Annotated in this window: 13 protein-coding genes; 1 reads left to right on the forward strand and 12 read right to left on the reverse strand. The window is 72.9% G+C overall.

The features are described 5' to 3' along the window. Positions 1-140: 140 nt before the first annotated feature. The gene (locus Sspor_RS12545) at positions 141-569 is read left to right on the forward strand and encodes an ATP-binding protein (protein ID WP_272934835.1); all 429 of its coding nucleotides are present in this window, start codon (positions 141-143) and stop codon (positions 567-569) included. A 47-nt stretch (positions 570-616) separates the two neighbouring features. Here the strand turns inward: Sspor_RS12545 and argF are convergent, their stop codons facing one another. The 12 genes from argF to Sspor_RS12605 all read right to left on the reverse strand — a co-directional run bounded on the left by argF (position 617) and on the right by Sspor_RS12605 (position 19,029). Next, positions 617-1,645, reverse strand: coding sequence for an ornithine carbamoyltransferase (gene argF / locus Sspor_RS12550; RefSeq protein WP_202199205.1), 1,029 nt, complete (start codon positions 1,643-1,645; stop codon positions 617-619). 156 nt (positions 1,646-1,801) lie between these two features. After that, positions 1,802-3,028: an arginine deiminase gene (locus Sspor_RS12555; protein WP_202199206.1), complete on the reverse strand. Its 1,227-nt coding sequence runs from the start codon at positions 3,026-3,028 to the stop codon at positions 1,802-1,804. A 46-nt stretch (positions 3,029-3,074) separates the two neighbouring features. After that, positions 3,075-3,551 (reverse strand): hypothetical protein, encoded by a 477-nt coding sequence (locus Sspor_RS12560; protein ID WP_237403830.1) that lies wholly within the window; start codon positions 3,549-3,551, stop codon positions 3,075-3,077. 221 nt (positions 3,552-3,772) lie between these two features. Next, a complete protein-coding gene (locus Sspor_RS12565; RefSeq protein WP_202199208.1) occupies positions 3,773-6,328 on the reverse strand; it encodes a polynucleotide kinase-phosphatase in 2,556 nt (851 codons plus the stop codon). Further along, complete coding sequence (locus tag Sspor_RS12570) at positions 6,325-7,845, reverse strand: 3' terminal RNA ribose 2'-O-methyltransferase Hen1 (RefSeq protein ID WP_202199209.1); 1,521 nt, start codon at positions 7,843-7,845, stop codon at positions 6,325-6,327. The genes Sspor_RS12565 and Sspor_RS12570 overlap by 4 nt, the downstream gene beginning before the upstream one ends. Before the next feature lie 53 nt (positions 7,846-7,898). Further along, on the reverse strand, positions 7,899-9,752 hold the full coding sequence (locus Sspor_RS12575; RefSeq protein WP_202199210.1) for a hypothetical protein: 1,854 nt from the start codon (positions 9,750-9,752) through the stop codon (positions 7,899-7,901). A gap of 35 nt (positions 9,753-9,787) precedes the next feature. Then, a complete protein-coding gene (locus tag Sspor_RS12580) occupies positions 9,788-10,036 on the reverse strand; it encodes a DUF6406 domain-containing protein (RefSeq protein WP_202199211.1) in 249 nt (82 codons plus the stop codon). 4 nt (positions 10,037-10,040) lie between these two features. Then, positions 10,041-12,140 carry a hypothetical protein gene (locus tag Sspor_RS12585; protein WP_202199212.1) on the reverse strand — a complete coding sequence of 700 codons (2,100 nt, stop codon included), beginning with the start codon at positions 12,138-12,140 and terminating at the stop codon, positions 10,041-10,043. Further along, on the reverse strand, positions 12,137-15,163 hold the full coding sequence (locus tag Sspor_RS12590; protein ID WP_202199213.1) for a helicase HerA domain-containing protein: 3,027 nt from the start codon (positions 15,161-15,163) through the stop codon (positions 12,137-12,139). The genes Sspor_RS12585 and Sspor_RS12590 overlap by 4 nt, the downstream gene beginning before the upstream one ends. Beyond that, on the reverse strand, positions 15,160-17,007 hold the full coding sequence (locus Sspor_RS12595; protein ID WP_202199214.1) for a hypothetical protein: 1,848 nt from the start codon (positions 17,005-17,007) through the stop codon (positions 15,160-15,162). The genes Sspor_RS12590 and Sspor_RS12595 overlap by 4 nt, the downstream gene beginning before the upstream one ends. A gap of 110 nt (positions 17,008-17,117) precedes the next feature. Further along, complete coding sequence (gene mmuM / locus Sspor_RS12600; RefSeq protein ID WP_202199215.1) at positions 17,118-18,029, reverse strand: homocysteine S-methyltransferase; 912 nt, start codon at positions 18,027-18,029, stop codon at positions 17,118-17,120. A gap of 70 nt (positions 18,030-18,099) precedes the next feature. Continuing rightward, entirely contained in the window at positions 18,100-19,029 is a 930-nt protein-coding gene (locus tag Sspor_RS12605) for an LLM class F420-dependent oxidoreductase (RefSeq protein ID WP_202199216.1), read from the reverse strand. Between the last annotated feature and the right edge of the window lie 105 nt (positions 19,030-19,134).

The following is a 19,134-nucleotide window of genomic DNA, read 5'->3' on the forward strand; positions in this document are numbered from 1 at the left end:
TGTCGCGCCGGGGCGCCCTGCGGGATGGGAATTCGACTTCGTATCGTTGAAACCTGGAGTTCACCCTGCTCCGCCCGGTCCCGAAGCCCGCCCCGGTCCCCGCCCCAGTGGACCCACACCCCGGAACGGATGGCCCTTCCTTGTCCGACGCCTCCGCCTGGCGGATCGCCCTGCCCCACACGGCGGCCGCCGTACCCATGGCCCGCGCACTCGTCCGCACCGCGCTGGCCGACGCCGACCCGCCCGCCGACCGGGACACCGCGGAACTCCTGACGGCGGAGCTGGTCGCCAACGCCGTGGCGCACACCGGTCCCGGCGCCCCGATCGAGCTGGTCGTGGAGCTGCTGGCGGACGGATGCCAGGTCGAGGTCCACGACGGCGAGCCCTGCCCGCCCGCCGGCCTGTCGGCCCGCCCGGACGCCGGCCGGCCCGACCCCTGGCGCGAGCACGGCCGCGGCCTGCTGCTGATCCGGAGCCTGAGCTCCGACTGCGGCCACCGCCCCACCGCGCACGGCAAGGCCGTGTGGTTCACCCTCCCCGCGCAGCGGACCGGCCCCGCCGGAACGTGACGCGGCGCCCGGCGCGAGGCGTGACGCGGGGATGACGCGGTGTATGACTATGCGTCACGCCGAGCGGACCGGCCGGGACGGCCGAGGGTGGCGACGAGCACGGCCTTGATGGTGTGCAGCCGGTTCTCGGCCTCGTCGAAGACGATGGAGTGCTCCGACTCGAACACCTCGTCCGTCACCTCCAGGGAGTCGAGCCCGTGCCGCTCGTGGATCTCCCGCGCCACCTTGGTACCGAGGTCGTGGAAGGCCGGCAGGCAGTGCATGAACTTCACGTCCGGGTTCCCGGTGGCGCGCAGCACGTCCATGGTCACCGCGTACGGGGACAGGGCCGCGATCCGCTCGTCCCAGACCTCCTTGGGCTCGCCCATGGACACCCAGATGTCGGTCACGACGAAGTCCGCCCCGGCGACCCCCTCGGTGACCTCCTCGGTCAGGGTGAGCCGGGCGCCGCTCTCCGCCGCGAGCTCCCGCGCCGCGGCCACCACCGACTCGGCGGGCCAGTAGGACCGGGGCGCGACGATCCGCACGTCCATGCCCAGCAGCGCACCGGTCACGAGGTAGGAGTTGCCCATGTTGAAGCGGGCGTCGCCGAGGTAGGCGAAGGCGATCCGGTTCAGCGGCTTGGCGGTGTGCTCGGTCATGGTGAGCAGGTCGGCCAGCATCTGGGTCGGGTGCCAGTCGTCGGTGAGGCCGTTGAAGACGGGGACGCCCGAGTGGGCGGCGAGCTCCTCGACGGCCTGCTGGCTGTCCCCCCGGTACTCGATCCCGTCGAACATCCGGCCGAGCACCCGGGCGGTGTCCTTGACCGACTCCTTGTGGCCCATCTGGGAGCCTGCGGGGTCGAGGTAGGTGGTGTGCGCGCCCTGGTCCGCGGCGGCGATCTCGAAGGCGCAGCGGGTCCGCGTGGAGGTCTTCTCGAAGATCAGCGCGATGTTCCTGCCCTGGAGCAGGCGCTGCTCGACCCCGGCCTTCTTGGCCGCCTTCAGGTCGGCGGCGAGCTCGATCAGACCGCGGAACTCGGCGGCCGAGAAGTCGAGCTCCTTGAGAAAACTGCGGCCGGCGAGGTCGGTGGCCATGGGGTCGCTCCAGCATCACGGTGACAGGCAATGCTGGAAGTCTATACGATGCCCTGTATTGATATACGGACGGGTCCGCCGCCGGGCGGGGACCTGCCGCCGGGCCCGGGACGGCCGGGCCGGGCCCGGCGGCCTCTCCCCCGGGCCCGGCCCGGCTCAGACCGCGTCCCGCTCGACGGGACAGCTCATGCAGCGCGGCCCGCCCCGGCCCCGCCCCAGCTCGCTGCCCGGGATCTCGATCACCTCGATGCCCATCTTGCGCAGGTGTGTGTTGGTCGTCACGTTCCGCTCGTAGGCCACCACCACCCCCGGCTCCACGGCGAGCACGTTGCACCCGTCGTCCCACTGTTCGCGCTCCGCCGAGTGCACGTCCTGCGTCGCGGTCAGCACCCGGATCGAGTCCAGACCGAGCGCCCCGGCGATGGCCCGGTGCATGTGGTCCTCCGGGTGGTCGGTCACCTTCAGCTCGTGCGGGCCGCCGCCCGGCTCGATGGTGTAGGAGGGGAGCATCCCGAGCCCCGCGTACTGAGTGAACGTATCTCCGTCGACCATCGTCATCACCGTGTCCAGGTGCATGAAGGCCCGGGACTTGGGCATGTCGAGCGCCACGATGGACGTCGCCGAACCGGCGGCGAACAGGCCCCGCGCCAGCATCTCCACCGCCTGCGGGGTGGTGCGCTCGCTCATCCCGATCAGCACCGCGCCGTTGCCGATGACCAGGACGTCCCCGCCCTCGATGGTCGAGGGGTAGTCCGCCTGCCCCTGCGACCAGTAGTGGAAGGCGCCGGATGTGGTGAAGAGCGGGTGGTGCTTGTAGATCGCCTCGAAGTGCACTGTCTCGCGCTGCCGGGCGGGCCAGCGCATCGCGTTGATGGACACCCCGTCGTAGATCCAGGCGGAGGTGTCCCGGGTGAAGAGGTGGTTGGGCAGCGGGCCCAGCAGGAATCCGTCCAGGTCCAGCGCGTGGAAGCGCACCGAGACCGGCTCGGCGTGCCGCTCCAGGAACTCCCGCTTGGTCATCCCGCCGACCAGCGCCTCCGCCAGCTCGGCGGAGGTCAGCCCGTCGAAGGCCGATCTCAGGTGGTCGGTGGCGAGCGGCCCGTACTCCTTCTCGTCGAAGACCCGGTCCAGTACGAGATGTCTCGCCTCCGGGATGTCGAGGGCCTCGCACAGGAGGTCACCGAAGAGGTGGACCTCCACGCCCCGGTCGCGCAGCACGTCCGCGAATCCGTCGTGCTCCTGGCGGGCCCGGCGCACCCACAGCACGTCGTCGAAGAGCAGTGCGTCCTTGTTGCTCGGTGTGAGCCGCTTCAGCTCCAGGTCGGGCCGGTGGAGGATGACGCGGCGAAGCCGCCCGGTCTCGGAGTCGACATGGAATCCCATGCCGTACACATTCCCAGACCGAACGGCTTTTTGACGTGGCGTCCGCTCAGCGAGGGGTACCGAGGCCGAGAAGCGCCGAGGGGGCGCCGGTGAGCTCCGGGGCGGTCAGGCCCAGTTCGGGCGCGGTCAGGTTCGGCACCCCGGAGTTGGAGGCGTCCGGCATCGTCAGCAGGCCGCCGGCGACGAGGGCGGGGGTGCGGGCGAGCAGGTCGGTGGCCGGCGCCTCGACGGAACCCTCGCCGTCCGTCTCCGGCTTGCCCAGCAGGTTCGGCACCGGGGAGGTGACGAGGGTGCTGCCGAGCTCGGTGCCGATCGGGACCGACGGGAGCAGTGGGGTCGGGAGCATGTTCCCCTTGTGGAAGCGGGGCGACTCGGGCGCTCCCGTTACCGGCACCGGCACGCTGGTGCCCACGCGCGGGGTGTCCACGCCCAGCGTGGTCTTCACGGCGTCCAGCGGGACACCGACCGGCACCGACTGGGCCATGGCCGGGGTGGCCGCACCGGCCGCAGCCATACAGGTCATGAGTGCCGCAATGCTTCCGCGCGCGGTCATCTTCATAGGTGACGTTCCGTCCTTCCAGGGTCGCGGACATTCCGCTGCCCTGGTTGAACGATCCCGCCGGTGGTTTTCCCGGCGTTCTCCGGGAAAGTTCCCCCATACGACCTAATTCGAGGCCGTACGGGGGCCATCCCTTTACGGGCCGTGCTGACGCGGCCGGGCCTCGTTCCCGGACCGGTACCCGCTCACAGCCGCGGGTCGACCGGCTCCGACTCCAGCGCGAGCACCGCGAAGACCGGCTCGTGGACCCGCCACAGCGGCTCGTCGGCCGCCAGCCGGTCCAGCGCCTCCAGCCCGAGCGCGTACTCGCGCAGGGCCAGCGAGCGCTTGTGTCCGAGGAACCGCTCGCGCAGCCGCTCCAGGTGGTCCGGGCGCGTGTACTCCGGACCGTAGATGATCCGCAGGTACTCGCGCCCGCGGACCTTGACCCCGGGCTGGACCAGCCGGCCCCGGCCGTCCTTGGCGTACGCCTGGAGCGGCTTGACGACCATGCCCTCGCCACCGCCGGCCGTCAGCTCCAGCCACCAGTCGGTGCCGGCCCGTACGGAGTCCTCGTCCGCGGTGTCCACCAGGATCCGGCCGGTGCGGCGGAGCAGTCCGGTACCGGCCGCCTCGTCGGCCGCGACCAGCCGGTCCAGCCAGAACAGCTGCTCGTCGTGGGGCACCGCGGCCAGCGACCGCCCGGCCACCGCCAGCAGCTGGAACGGCGCGAACCGTACGCCGTCCAGCCCGTCGGTGGTCCAGCAGTAGCGCCGGTAGGAGTCGGTGAAGGCGGCCGCGTCGGCGGCCCGGCCGCGCTGGCGCTCCAGCAGCTCGCCCGTGTCGACGCCCCGGGCGGTGGCCGCCTCCAGGGCGGCGATGGCACCCGGGAAGACGGCGCCGGAGGCCGCGCCGACCGCGGCGTACTGGTTGCGCAGCAGGCCGGTGGACTTCAGCGACCAGGGCAGGAGTTCCCCGTCGAGGAGCAGCCAGTCGGTGTCGAGCTCCTCCCAGAGGCCGGCGTCGGTGACCGCCGAGCGCAGCCGGGCGAGGACCTCCTCGGTGACCGCCGGGTCCTTGAAGAAGGGCCGCCCGGTGCGGGTGTAGACGGAACCCGTCGGACCGTCGACCCCGAAGCGGGTCCGGGCCGCGTCGGCGTCCCTGCAGACGAGGACGGACGCGCGGGAGCCCATGTGCTTCTCCTCGCACACCACTTGGGCGATGCCGTCCTTGCGGTACTGGGCGAAGGCCTCGGCCGGGTGCTCCAGGTAGCCCTCCTCGCGGGAGGTGGCCGTGGGCGCCATGGTCGGCGGCAGGTACGGGACGAGGCGCGGGTCCACGGCGAAACGGCTCATGACCTCCAGGGCGGCCGCCGCGTTCTCCTCGCGCACGTTGACGTTGCCCAGGTGACGGGTCTCCACGACCCGGCGGCCGTAGACGTCGGCCAGGTCGAGCGGGCGTCCGTCGTGTCCGCCGGGCGCCTCGGCGACGAGCGGCTTGACCGGCTCGTACCAGACCTTCTCGGCCGGTACGTCGACCAGTTCGCGCTCGGGCCAGCGCAGGGCGGTCATCCGGCCGCCGAAAACGGCGCCGGTGTCGAGGCAGATGGTGTTGTTGATCCAGGTGGTGTCGGGGACCGGGGTGTGGCCGTAGACCACGACGGCCTTGCCCCGGTAGTCCTCGGCCCACGGGTAGCGCACGGGCAGGCCGAACTCGTCGGTCTCGCCGGTGGTCTCCCCGTAGAGGGCGTGCGAGCGGACCCGGCCGGACGTGCGGCCGTGGTACTTCTCGGGCAGCCCGGCGTGGCAGACCACCAGTCTGCCGCCGTCGAGGACGTAGTGGCTGACGAGGCCGCGGATGAACTCCCGCACCTCCTGGACGAACTCTTCCGGCTCCGCCTCCAGCTGCTCGATGGTCTCGGCGAGGCCGTGGGTCCGCTGGACCTTGGAGCCCTTCAGGTAACGGCCGAGCTTGTTCTCGTGGTTCCCGGGCACGCACAGGGCGTTGCCGGACTTGACCATGCCCATGACGCGGCGGAGCACGCCGGGGCTGTCGGGGCCGCGGTCGACGAGGTCGCCGACGAAGACGGCGGTGCGGCCCTCGGGGTGGACGCCGTCCTCGTAGCCGAGCTTGGCCAGGAGGGTCTCCAGCTCGGAGGAGCAGCCGTGGATGTCACCGACGATGTCGAAGGGGCCGGTGAGGTGGGTGAGGTCGTTGAACCGCTTCTCAAGGACCACCTCGGCGGTCTCGGCCTCGTCGACGGAGCGCAGCACGTGGACCTTGCGGAAGCCCTCGCGCTCCAGGCCGCGCAGCGAGCGCCGCAGGTCGCGGCGGTGCCGCTGGATGACGGCGCGGGGCAGGCCGGCCCGGTCGGGGCGGGCGGCGTTGCGTTCGGCGCAGACCTCCTCGGGCATGTCCAGGACGATGGCGATCGGCAGGACGTCGTGCTCGCGGGCGAGCTGGACCAGCTTGCGGCGGGCGTCGGCCTGGACGCTGGTGGCGTCGACGACGGTGAGGCGGCCGGCGGCGAGGCGCTTGCCCGCGATGTAGTGCAGGACGTCGAAGGCGTCGCGGCTGGCGCTCTGGTCGTTCTCGTCGTCGCTGACCAGGCCCCGGCAGTAGTCGGAGGAGATGACCTCGGTGGCCTTGAAGTGCTTGCGGGCGAAGGTCGACTTGCCCGATCCGGTGGCCCCGATCAGGACGACGAGGGACAGGTCGGTGACGGGAAGTGTGCGCGTACGGGGGGTCTCGGTGCTGGTCATGCTGCCTCACCCTCCTTCGGGGTCTCGGTGGTGCCGGTCGTGTCGGTGGTGCCGGTCGTGCCGGTCGTGCCGGTGCCGTCGTGCTGGGTGAAGACGGCCATCTGCGTCGGCGGCCCGACCTCGGGGTCGTCGTCGCCGACCGGCACGTACCGGACGCCGTAGCCGTGGCGCCGCGCGACCTCGTCCGCCCAGGCGCGGAACTCCTCGCGGCTCCACTCGAAGCGGTGGTCGCCGTGGCGCACGTGCCCGGCGGGCAGGGTCTCCCAGCGGACGTTGTACTCGACGTTCGGAGTGGTGACGAGGACCGTACGGGGGCGGGCCGAGCCGAACACCGCGTACTCCAGCGCGGGCAGCCGCTCCGGGTCCAGGTGCTCGATGACCTCGCTGAGCACGGCCGCGTCGTAGCCGGCCAGCCGCTTGTCGGTGTACGCGAGCGAGCCCTGCAGGAGTGTCAGGCGCGCGCTCTGCCGCTCGCCCATGCGGTCCAGCCGCAGCCGCCGGGCGGCGATCTGCAGGGCCCGCACGGACACGTCCATGCCGACGATCTCGGAGTACACCGGGTCCCCGAGCAGGGCCTGGAGCAACTGCCCCTGGCCACAGCCGAGGTCCAGCACCCGCTGGGCGCCGGCGGTCCGCAGGGCGGTGAGGATCGCCTCGCGCCGCTGCACGGCGAGCGGCACGGGCCGCTCCTCGGTGTCGCGGGTCTCGTCCACCGCGTTGTCGAGCTCCTCGACCTCGCTGCCGTCGGCCTCGGCGAGGCGGACCAGTTCCAGGCGCTCGATGGCGTCCTGGGTCAGCCGCTTGTGGCGGGCCAGGTAGCGAGAGGTGATCAGCCCGTTCTCGGGGTGGGCGGCGAGCCAGCCGTCTCCGGCGCGCAGCAGCTTGTCGACCTCGTCCGGGGAGATCCAGTAGTGCTTGGCGTCGTCGAGGACCGGCAGCAGCACGTAGAGCTGCCGCAGGGCGTCGGCGAGGCGCAGCTCGCCCTCCAGGACGAGCCGTACGTAGCGGGAGTCCCCCCACTCGGGGAACTGCTCGTCGAGCGGTACGGCCTCGGCCTGTACGAGGTCCCAGCCGAGCGGGCCGAACAGCCGCTGTACGAGCCCGGCCCCGCCGCGGGCGGGCAGCACCGGGATCTCGACGCGCAGCGGCCGGGCCTGCTCCGGGAGCTCGGGGCGGGCGGTGCACTGCCCCTTGAGCGCGGTGCGGAACACCCCGCTGAGCGCGACGGCGAGCAGCGAGGACGCGGCGTACGGCCGGTCGTTCACGTACTGCGCGAGCGCGGCGTCCGGCGCCCCGCCCCGGCCCTTGCCCCGGCCGCGCCGCACGAGCGCGACGGGATCCACCTCCAGCAGCAGGGCCGCCGTGCACCTTTCGGCCGAGGCCTCGGGGTAGAACACGTGGGCGGTGCCGTGTGAGGTGGAGAACGCCTGCGTCTTCCCGGGATGCTTGTGCAGCAGGTAGCCCAGGTCGGTGGCGGGTCGGTCAGGGGAGCCGGTGGAGGAGATCGTCAGGAACACACGACCGATTGTCGCTGGTCGTCCTTGCTGTACGCCTCTCGTTTTCGCAGGTGCTATCTGGGGGACGGCGAGACGCGCGGTATGCGGCTGATGGCCGGGTTGCAGTCTCCGAAGACCACGCGCCGGCCGTCCGGGGCCGCCTCCACCAGGACGAGGCCGGTCACGGGCAGGGCTTGCAGACGGGTCGGTTCGACCGTGAACTCATAGAGCCGGGACGTGGTCTCGCCCGTGGTGGTCGAGGTGGCGGCGGAGCTGTTCACGGTCTCCTGCCAGCTGCGGGAGAGCGAGGTTCCGCTCGCGTGTGTGGAGCCCTGGCCCGGCCCCCCGCCGGTGGTGCGGGTGAAGGACTCCCCGATCTGTTCGCCGTAGCTGCCCCCGCGCCCGGTCGTGAGGGTCTCGCCGACCTGCCTGGTCAGCTGGTTGACGGTGAAGCTGTGCTCGCGGCCGATGAACTCGGCGGCCGCCTTCGCCTCCTCGCCGTTGCCCATGCGCATGAACACGGTCGCGCTGCCCGAACCGCCGGCGACGTGCAGCGCCCCCTCCCGCAGGTGCTCCAGGAGCAGCACCAGACGGACGCCGGCGGCCCGGGCCTGCCGGTCCAGAGCCTCCAGTGCCCCGCGCCCGAGGTGATCGGCCCCTGCCACGACCAGGGTGCCCGTGCCGGGCGGGAAGGCCCGGGTGCGCAGCGCGTGGAGCAGCCGGAAGAACAGGATCCGGTCGGCCAGGTCCTTGCGCCGGGGGCCGGGGCCCTCGGTGGCGAGGACGGTGAGCCGCCCGGGCCGCCACCATGCGTGGACCGGCAGGTCCCGCACTTCGGCGGAAGGGGACCCGGCGGGGGTGTCCGCGTCCAGGGAGTCCGCGTCCAGGCAGTCCCCTGCGAGGGACGCGAGCTGCTCCTGCACGTAGTGCAGTTCGTTCTGCCGGCGTTCGCCCCGGCCGACCGAGTCGACGGCTTCGGTGAGGAGGGCGACCTCGTGGGGTGCGAGCGGTCCGGACCCGTCGGCGCGCGGTTCGTACAGGCGCAGCAGCACGGCCAGGCCCGCGGCGAGCCGGCCGTAGGTGAGCGGTGCGTCGAGGCGCCGGGCGACGGTGCGGATCAGGCTCGCGTCGACGGCGTGCAGATCGGTGTCGGTTCCGGGCGGCCGCAGGGTGGCGAGGGCCCCGGCCAGGGACTCGGCCAGGTCCCCGGGGCCGGACTCCGCGCCCAGATCGGTACGCAGCGCCCCCGCGGGGAACGGCACGTGCGCGACGGGGATGCCGCGGCGTGCGGCGAGGTCCGCGAGCTCCAGCGCGACGGCCTGCTCCGTCATGTCGACGACGAGGAGCGCCTGCCCGGCGGCGAGCACCGGGCCCCCGAAGGTGGTCAGCAGGCCGGCCCAGCCGTCGCCGGTCCCGCCGACGACGTCGATCCGGGCGGGGCCCGAGGCGAGCGCGAGCGGGTACCAGGTGTCGGCGGTCGCGGCGCGGCGGAGCTGGGCCTGCCGGTCCTCCTGCAGCATCCGCTGCCAGGCGGCCACCCGCTGCTGGTGCGCCGCCCACCGCCGTTGCCGCTCCTCGACCGCCCGCTGCCGCGCCCGGTCGTGCTGACGAGCGGGACGGGTGCCGAGCGTGACGGCCAGGAACAGGACGGCCAGGACGGCCGCGACGATCAGGCCGACCGTGAGCAGCCCGCAGGCGAGGATCGCGAACACCACTCCCACGTTCTGGGGCCCGCTCAGCCGCAGGGCGCGCCGGTTCTCCAGCTCGGCGAGCTCCGGAAAGTACGGCTCGGCCCACACCGGCGGGCTTCCCGCCTCAGGATGCGCGACGAGCCCGGGCGGCTCGACGAACTCCCACCCCCACCTCTCGGGGCCCGTGAAGACTCCTTCCGCCAGGTCTCCACCGGCCGGACGCCCCCCAGCGGTCACGCCTCCTCCTTCGGCCTCTCTCTCGGAGGGGTCGGTCATTCGGCCTTGCGGATGACGACCCGCCAGTTCCCGGAGGGGTCGTCCACCCGGTCCAGTACCCAGGTTTCGTCGTGGACGGGGAAGGTGTCGCCCGGTTCGAGGGTGTACTGGCGCTCCTCGCCGTCGTCCACCCCGAGACGGACGGTGAGGGGATACCCGGGACGGGCATCCACGTGGATCACTCCGAAGAAGGCGCCGCCGGCCTTCCTCTGAACTCCGTGCCTGATCGAGATCTCAGCGGTCATCCGGTCACTCCAAGGTGGTGTAGGGCGGGTCGATGTATTTCCTGAACTCTGTCACCGTCAAGGGCTCGGGGTGCTGCCTGTTCCAGGGATTGCGCAGGTGGAACCGTCCCTCGTCGTCGACCGCGGTCACTTCGTACGCGTGCGCGTCCACGAGGCCCTTCTCCATGGAGGCACCGTTGAACTCCTCCAGGGGGTGGGTGCCGACGATGACCGGCTTCCCCTCGGCAAGCCTTTCCCGGATGTCACCGACGAGTTGCTCGTCGGGGCTCTGCCCGGCGGCGTCGACCTGGTGGGGGAAGTCCACGACCACTGCGGGCTCCCCCGTCAACTGAGTGAGCATCTCGGCCTGTTCCCAGGCATTGGATCCCACATCGAGCCGGGCGTAGCCCTCGGGCGTCTCCGTGAAACCGTGGTCGCTCTGCCACTCGTCCCTGCGGTCCTGTCCCCACGTCTGGTCGCTTCCCGCGAGCGCCTTCTCCATGACGGGTCCCCATGCCGTGCCGTTGTCCGCGGAGTTCGCGAAGGCGGGCTCGTCGGGCTGGTCGTCGAACACCGGAAGATCGGGCGTCACGGTCAGCTCGAGCCGGCGCCCCGTCGGTTCGAACCTGTCGAGCGACTCGTTGAACGTCGTCTCGTTCAACGTGACGGCGTAGTTGCCGTCCTCGGTCTCCCGCACACGCTCGCGTATCGCCTCGGGACGATGATGGGCCACTGCGGCGAGCGCGGTGATCGCGCCGCAGTCCCCGAGGACACCCTGCACGGCCTGATTCCGCGAGGGGTCCCCGTCGAACAGGGGCTTCCGCGTGCCGTCGGCACGGTCGAGCGGGGTGCCGTAGCGGTCCGGGATTTCGTCGTCCGGGCCGTCCTCCGTGTAGGCCGGACGGTCGACCGTGCCGGCCAGCGGGCCGGAATCGCCCCCGTCGGGCTGCCCTTGCCCATCGGCAGCGGAGGCGTCAGGGTCGCCGGAGGCCTCGGGTACCGGTTCGTCCGCGGCGGTCGCGGTCTCCGGTTCCGGCGGGGCGTCCTGCGATGCCGAACCCGTGTCGGCGTCGGAGGTGGGCTCGTCGGGCGCGGAAGGCTCCCCCGGGGCGTCCGACTCCGAGGGACCCTGGTCGGGTTCACCGTCGACCGCGGCGACGCGGCCGTCGACGGACACGCTCGCGGCGCTTTCGTTCACGGCGTCCACGACAGTCTCCGTGACGTCCTTGGCGACGGCGACCACGGTCTCGGTGACCGTCACCGCGCCCTGGACCAGGGCCGCCGTCGTATCGGCCGCCTCGTCAGCCGGGCTCGCCGATGCGCCGTCGGCCGGCCCCTCCTCGCCGGACTCGGCCACGGCCTGTTCCTGACCGGGTGTCCGCCCGTCCTGCCCGTCCGCCTCGGTCCGCTCCGGTGACGAACGTCGCGCGGCCGCGTCGGACCGCGCGGGATCGGAGGCCTCTTCACCGGACTCCGGGCGCGCGCGATCCGCGCCGGGCTCCTGTTCAGGCCCTTGCTCGGGCTCCCGCTCAGGCGACTCGGGCAGACGTTCCGCATCCTCTTCAGGCGCCTCGGGCTGCTGTTCAGAGCGCTGCTCAGGCGCCTCGGGCCGCCCTTCCGGCTCGTGCTCCGCCGCCGGCTCAGGCTGCTGTTCCGGGACCTCTTCAGGCTCTGTCTCGGGCTCGGGCTCCGTCTCGGGCTCCGCTTCGGGCTTGGAGTCGGGCGCTGGTTCTGGTGCCGGTTCCGGCTGGAGGGCGAGTTCCCGCTCGCGCTGTTGCTCCTGAACGGTTTCCGGTGCTTCGGGCTCGACCGGTGCGTCCGGCCCCGGCTCTTCCGCGTGCGGATCCTCCGGTTCGTCGTCGCGGGAGTCGCCCTCGTCCACCGCGTCCTCAGGATGGAGAGCCGCCTCGGCCGTATGGTCGTCGGCGCCGTCGTCGTCCAACGGCTGCTCGTCCTCGGCGCCGTCGGCGTCGGCGTCGGCGTCGGCTCCCGTGTCGGCCGTCGTCCCGGCCTCCGCGGCGGCATCCCGCGACTCGCCCTCCCTGCTCGCCCCCAGCTCCTCCCGGGGCGGAGAAGGAGGTGGCGGCGGGGGCGGGGTGTCGGTGGCGGCGCTGACCTCGCTCACGATCGGGTCTCCCTCCCCCGGGCGCATTCCTGGGCCACCCGTTCCGCCGTCTCCGCCACCACCGCGTTCAGCCGCGGCCCGTCCTCGCAGGCCTGCCGGAAGGCCCGCTTCACGTGCTCCTCCGTCGTGCCGCCCGTCACCGCCGCCACCGCGTCGCGCAGGCCGCTCCGCTCGACGTCGCCGACCCGGCCGTGGGCCCTGTCCGCCCCGTACCCGGGCCTGGCACGTACCTGGAGGCGGTGCTCCGCCCCCGAGGTGCCGGTCAGGATCAGCCCGCGGGCCTCCCAGTGGGCCGTACGGTCCGCGTAGGCGTGCGGTCCCTGCGGGTTGTCCCTCACCGCTCGGCGGATGACGTCCAGGACGTCGCGGAAGCGGTAGTTGGCGTACGTGTAGCGGCGCGGGTCGCCCACCGGTGGGGCCGTTCCGCGCAGGGCCGCGGACAGGACGGCGTACAGGCGTTCCGCGAAGTCCGCCGGGTCGACCTCGTCGCGCATCACGGATTCACGGGCGGCCACGGCCCGCTCCACCGCGTACACGAGGGTGCATTCCAGGTCCCGTTCGGTGAGCGCCTGCAGCGAGGCACGGACGGCGGCGGCCGGGCCGGGGGCCTCCTTGCCCATCGCCTGCGCCGAGGCGGCCACGTCCGCCCAGATGAGGTGGAGGGGTGCCACCGAGCGGTGGTGGGCGTCGTTCATCGTGCGCAGCGTGCACGGCTCCCTGCGGCACGAGGCCCCGCAGAGCGGGCTGCGGCTGCCCAGCAGCGGAGGTTCCGTCGACGCTTCCTTCGTGCTCTCGTCGTGCTCCCCGTGCGGAACCGCCGTCAGCACGGGCCGGTCCATGCCGTCGGAGGCGACGGCCGCGTGCCCGGGCGGCAGGGCGACGACGTTCTCGCTCTGTTCCTGGTGGAGGTTCATCGTGGCGCCGACCGCCCGGCGGTCGTCCTCGGCCGGCAGCCGGTGCATGACCTTCAGCGCACTGTTCTTGATCACATCGGGAAGGATCTTGCTGGGGATCTGCTCCACGACGACCACGCCTTCGCCGTACGCCCGGATCTCGGCGAGCAGTGAGGCGAAGAGTTCGACGGCCGCGGCGGCGGGGCCGCTGTCCACGTTCTTCAGGAGCCGGTGCGCCTCCTCCACGACGAGGACGTGGCGCAGCGGCACCCCGCCGGCACCGTGGTGGACCCGCAGGTGTTCGACGATGCGGATGAGCACGGCGCCGATGAGGAAGGCCTTGTCCTGGTCGCTGGTGATCGTTTCCAGTTCGAGGACGACGTTCCCGGCCAGCAGTCCGGCGATGTCCAGGGGATGGCCGCCCTCGAAGAACCGGCCCGGCGTGCCCACGCGCAGCGAGCCCATGCGGACGTCGACGAAGCCGCGGACGTCGGCGGTGATCTCCTTGCCGTACCCGATCATTTCGACCACCTGGCGGGCGGTCGCCTGGAGGTCACCGAGATTCGGGTAGACCGCCGTCCGGGGTTCGTCCGGCTCCGCCAGCTCGAACTTCGGCTTGTGGAGCGGGCGCGGTTCGCCCGTGACGAGGTCCCAGCCGGCGGCCGTGTAGCACTGGGAGAGCGCTCGGGCCAGTACCTGCGGGAAGGGCTCGGCCGCCTGGAAGGCCGCTTCGAACAGGGCCCGTACGAGGTCCACGTGGCTCTGGAGCGGGAAGCCCGGTTCCGGCTCCAGCGGGTTGAGCGAGGCCGGTGCGACGTCGACGTCCCCCGGCCGGATGACGGTGACCCGCCGGGCGGACTCCGGGCCGTCGCAGGCGGCGAGGCGCCCGGCCATGCGGGCGTACTCGGCCTTGGCCGGCTCGACCGCCAGCCAGGGGACCGGCCGTGCGTGCGTGGACAGGGCGGTGAGCAGGCTCCGTACCGTCTGGGACTTGCCGGAGCCGGTGGCTCCGCACACGAAGGCGTGCCGGTTGAGGGTGGACCGGGAGACGTGGAGCCGGTCGGCGGCCGAGAGGGACTCGTCGAGGATGTCGCCGATCAGGAAGCCGTCCGGGGCTGCCCCGGTCTCCCCCGTGTCCTCGGAGGTGACGTCGAAGCGGTTCGGGGCGACGGTGCGGATGCCCGGCAGCTCCCGTGCGGGCGGCCGGGCCAGCGCCGCGACCAGTTCCGCGGGTGCCACGAAGGGGACGCTGCCCGGGGGGCCGGACCCGGCGGCCGGCTGCGGGGTGAGGGCGGTCAGTGCCTCGGCGAGCGGGACGGGGCGCCGTGCCGGTACGAGCACGTACGGCAGGTCGTCGAGGTCGCCCGCTCCGCACAGCAGGGCCGCCGAGGCGAGCGCCGACTCCGGCCGCTCGGCACCGACCAGTACGCGTACGTTCCACACGCCGGTGGCGAGCGCCCTGGTCAGCTCGCGGTAGCGGGCCTCGGCCCGCTCGGCGGCGATGCGGTCGGCGGCGGAGTTCTCGCGCTGTCGCAGTCGGGGCAGCTGGACGGAGAGCGCGGCGCGCTCCTGCTCCAGCCGCTCGTACGGGACGGGCTCGGCCAGGACCAGCCAGGCGAAGGCGTCGGGCAGGTGGGCGACGGCGTCGTCGAAGGAGCCGCGCCGTTCCGTCGGCAGGGTGCGCTCGTCGTCGCCCAGGCGCAGCGTGTCGTGCGCGCCGGGGCAGGGCAGCCAGAACGGCATCCGTGCCAGCAGGGCCGCGGCCTCGCCCGGCGGGAGGTCGCGGGCCGTGGCTCCGGGCGGGTAGCGCACGGGGCGTACCGCGTCGTCCGCGGCGGGTTCTTCGCCGGCGGCCGGGAAGAAGGGCGCGCCGCCGACGAGGAAGTGCAGCGGCAGGTGCGTGCCTGGGCGGATCCACGCCGCGGCGATCCCCGCCGGGCCGCCCTGCCCGCGGTGGGAGAGCACCGCGTGGGCCGCCGTCACGGCCGCGGTCAGCTGGGCGGCCGTACGGTCCTCCGTGCGGTCCTCGGGCCGCCGGGGCACGGTGAGCAGGCGGTGGAAGCGGTACGCGCCGAGCGTGGCGGGCAGTGCGGCGGGCAGTGCCGGACCGGGCCCGGCACCCGTACTCACGTCAGGCTCGCGCGCGGTCGGGCGGACAGCCGGGGCATGAAGTTGATCCCGGGGTTGCAGTCGCCGAACACCACGCGGCGGCCGCCCGGGCCGGCCTCGACGAGGATCAGCCCGGTCGTCGGGAGGGACTGCAGCTGGGTGGGTTCGACCGTGAACTCGTAGACGCGGCTGAGGTTTTCACCGGTCGTGGTGGAGCGTGCGGTGGAGGTGTTGGTCGAGTCCTGCCAGCTGCGGGAGAGGGACGTCGAGAACGACCTCGAACTCCCCCAGGTGCTGCCCGAGATGCCGCCTCCCGTGTTGGAGCCGTCCGATTCGGACACGCCCCGCTGGTAGCCGTAGCTGCTGCCGCGGCCTTCGGTGAGGGTCTCGCCGACCTGCCGGGTCAGCTGGTTGACGAGGAACTTGTGCTCCTGGCCGATGAACTGTGCGGCCGCCTTGGCCTCCTCTCCGTTGCCCATCCGCATGAACACGGTCGCGCTGTCCGATCCGCCCGCGACCTGGACGGCGGCCTCCCGCAGGTGCTCCAGCAGGAAGACGAGCCGGACTCCGGCGCTCCGCGCCTGGCGCGCCATGGCTTCCAGTGCCTCGCGTCCGAGGTGGTCGGCTCCGGCGACGACGAGCGTGCCGGTTCCGGGGACGACGGCGCGCTTGCGCAGGGTGTGGAGCAGCCGGAAGAAGACGAAGCGGTCGGTCAGGTCCTTGCGGCGGTGGACGAGGTCCTCGGTGGTGACGACGGTCAGGCCGCCGGGCCGCCACCAGTCGGCGGCGCGGGTGTCGGCGGGGGCCGGCTCCGCCCTGGTGAGCAGTTCCGTCTGGGCCCGTACGTAGCGCAGCTCGTTCTGGACGCGTTCGCCCTGGCCGACGAGGTCGATGGCCCGGGTGATCGCCTCGACCTCCGAGGGGGCGAGGACGCCCGGCGCCTGTGGGTCGGTGTCGTAGACGCGCAGCAGGACGCGCAGGCCGGCGGCGAGCCGGGCGAAGGTCACGGGTCCTTGAAGCAGGTCCGCGACGGCCTGCACCACGTCCACGTCGATGGTGTGGAGGTCGATGTCCGCGCCCGGCGGGCGCATGCTGCCCAGTGTTTCCGCCAGCGCTTCGGCCAGTTCCTCGGAGGTGAACTCCTCGCGCAGGTCGAGGTCGAGCAGGGCTCCGGGCATGGGGACGTGGTGGACGGCGACGTCGCGGCGGGCGGCGAGGCCGGTCAGTTCGAGTGCCACGGCCTGCTGGGTGAGGTCGAGGACGACGAGGGACCGGCCGGCGCCGAGGAGGGGTCCGCCGACCGTGGCGAGCAGGCTCGCCCAGCCGTTGCCCGTGCCGCCGAAGACGTCGATCCGGCTGGGCCGGGAGGCGAGGGCGAGCGGGTACCAGGTATCCAGTGTCGTGTTGTGCCGCAGATGCTCCGCGTGGTGTGCTGCGAGCCGGCTCTGCCAGGCGTGGTAACGCCGCTCGTAGTCACTCCGGGCGCCGGCCCGGTTGGCCTCCAGGCGGCGGCGGGCGGCCCGCAGTCTGGCGCTCGGCGAGGTGGCGATCAGCAGGGCGATGACGAGGACGGCGACCGTCAGCCCGAAGGCCGCTCCGCCGATGGCCAGGCCCAGGCCACCCGCCAGTACGGTGATGCAGCCGGAGCCCCTCCTCTTGGCCGTCATGGCCCGCTCCTGCATGGCGCGGACCTCGTTGCCGGAGGGCTCGTTGTAGACGGGCGGGTTGTTGGCGTCACGGTGGACGGGCGGCTGGGGCGGCTGGACGAACTCCCACCCCCAGCGCTCCTCGCCGGTGAAGACGCGCAGCGCCAGTTCTGCTCCGGCCCTGCCGTCGCTCGCGTCGTCGGTTTCGGCAGCACTCATCACACGCCCCCCGTTCGATGTCGGAGCATCGTGGCCCGTACGGGTGGCACCTGTCAGCTCCCGTGCCGCACGGGGAGGCGTTCATTGACTCGAACTCGACTGCCGATGACTCAACTTGATTGGTCGTCAGTCATGTCTCCCGTACGGGACAGTTCCGCGGCGAGCGCCGTGATGCGGTCGGGTCCGATGCGGCAGCACCCGCCGACGAGGCGGGCTCCGGCGGTGCGCCAGGCCCGGGTGGGCCAGGGGGCGGGGTGGTCGGGGGTGCGCCAGGTGCGGGTGGCGGCATTCCAGACGGAGCCGTCGTTGGGGTAGGCCAGGAGCGGCTTGCGCGTCGTGGCGGCGGCCGCTTCGAGGGCGGGCAGGACCTCCGCGGGGTCGCAGCAGTTCACGCCGAGCGCGATGATCTGCTCGGAGCCTGCGGCGCGTGCGAAGGCCGCCGGGAGCGGGTCGCCGGAGCGGGTGCGGCCGTCGGCGACGGTGTAGCTCAGCCAGGCCGGGGCTCCGGTCTCCGCGAGGACGGTGAGCAGGGCCTCGGCCTCGTCCGGGTCGGGGACGGTCTCCAGGGCCAGGACGTCGGGCCCGGCGGCGAGCAGGGCCTCGATGCGGGGGCGGTGGAAGTCGGCCAGCCGGCGCACGCTCAGACCGTAGCGGCCGCGGTACTCGGATCCGTCCGCGAGGACCGCTCCGTACGGGCCGACCGAGGCGGCCACCCACACCTCGTGGTCGGCGGTCTCGGCGGCGCGGGCCGCGAGGTCCACGCTGCGCCGGAGCAGGGCGGCGGCCCGCGGGTGGCGGGGGTCGACCTGGTAACTGGCGGTGATCAGCACCTGGGCGCCGGCCCGGGCGTACGCCGTGTGGGCGGCCTCCACCTGGTCGGGGCGCTCGTCGAGCACCCGCCCCGTCCACAGGTCCCCGGACAGGTCGCAGCCCTGGGCGGCGAGCTGGTTGCTCAGCCCGCCGTCCAGGAGCACGGACCCGCGGCGCAGGGCTTCGGCGAGCGGACCGGACGCACGCGGCATGGTCTTCCTTCCTCCGTCGGAGCTGTCGGAGCTGTCGGAGCTGTCGGAGCTGTCGGAGCTGTCGGAGCTGTCAGTGCGGGGAGAGCTGGGAGAGCACCTGGGCCGAGATCAGCTCCAGGTGGTCCAGGTCGTCGAGGTCGAGCAGCTGCAGGTAGACGCGGGAAGAGCCGGCGGCGGCGTAGGCGCCGATCTTCTCCACGACCTCGGCCGGCGAGCCGGCCAGGCCGTTGGCCTTGAGCTCGTCGACGTCCCGGCCGATGGCGGCGGCCCGGCGGGCCACCTCGGCGTCGTCCTTGCCCACGCACACGACGAGGGCGTTGGAGCAGCGGAGGTCGCCGGGCTCGCGACCCGCCTCCTCGGCCGCCTCCCGGACCCGGGCGAACTGCCGCTCGCTGTCGGCGATCGACGCGAAGGGCATGTTGAACTCGTCCGCGTACCGGGCGGCGAGCCGCGGGGTGCGCTTGGCCCCGTGGCCGCCGACGAGGACGGGAACCTTGGCCTGTGCGGGCTTGGGGAGCGCGGGCGAGTTCTCCACCTGGTAGTGCCGGCCCGCGTAGTCGAAGGTGGCGCCGGCCTCGGTGGCCCACAGGCCGGTCACGATGGCCAGCTGCTCCTCCAGCCGGGACATCCGGTCCGCCGGGAAGGGGATCCCGTAGGCCTTGTGCTCCTGCTCGAACCAGCCCGCGCCGAGGCCCAGTTCGACACGGCCGCCGGACATCTGGTCGACCTGGGCCACCTGGATGGCGAGGACTCCGGGCAGCCGGAAGGTGCCTGCCGTCATCAGCGTGCCGAGCCGGATCCGCTTGGTCTCCCGGGCCAGGCCCGCCAGGGTGATCCAGGCGTCGGTGGGGCCGGGCAGGCCGTCGGCGGATCCCATCCGCAGGTAGTGGTCGGAGCGGAAGAACGCGTCGAAGCCCAGGTCCTCGGTGGCCTTGGCGACGGTCAGGAGGGTGTCGTAGCTCGCACCCTGCTGGGGCTCGGTGAAAATGCGAAGATCCATGCCTCCCATCCTGCACTTCCCGCCCCGGCAGGGTGAATCTTCGTCAACCGGACGGTCCACCCCCGGGCGCGCCAGTGACCAGCCCGGACGGAGATCGTTGGCTCG

It is taken from the genome of Streptomyces spororaveus (assembly GCF_016755875.1).
GTDB classification, from domain to species: Bacteria; Actinomycetota; Actinomycetes; order Streptomycetales; family Streptomycetaceae; genus Streptomyces; species Streptomyces spororaveus.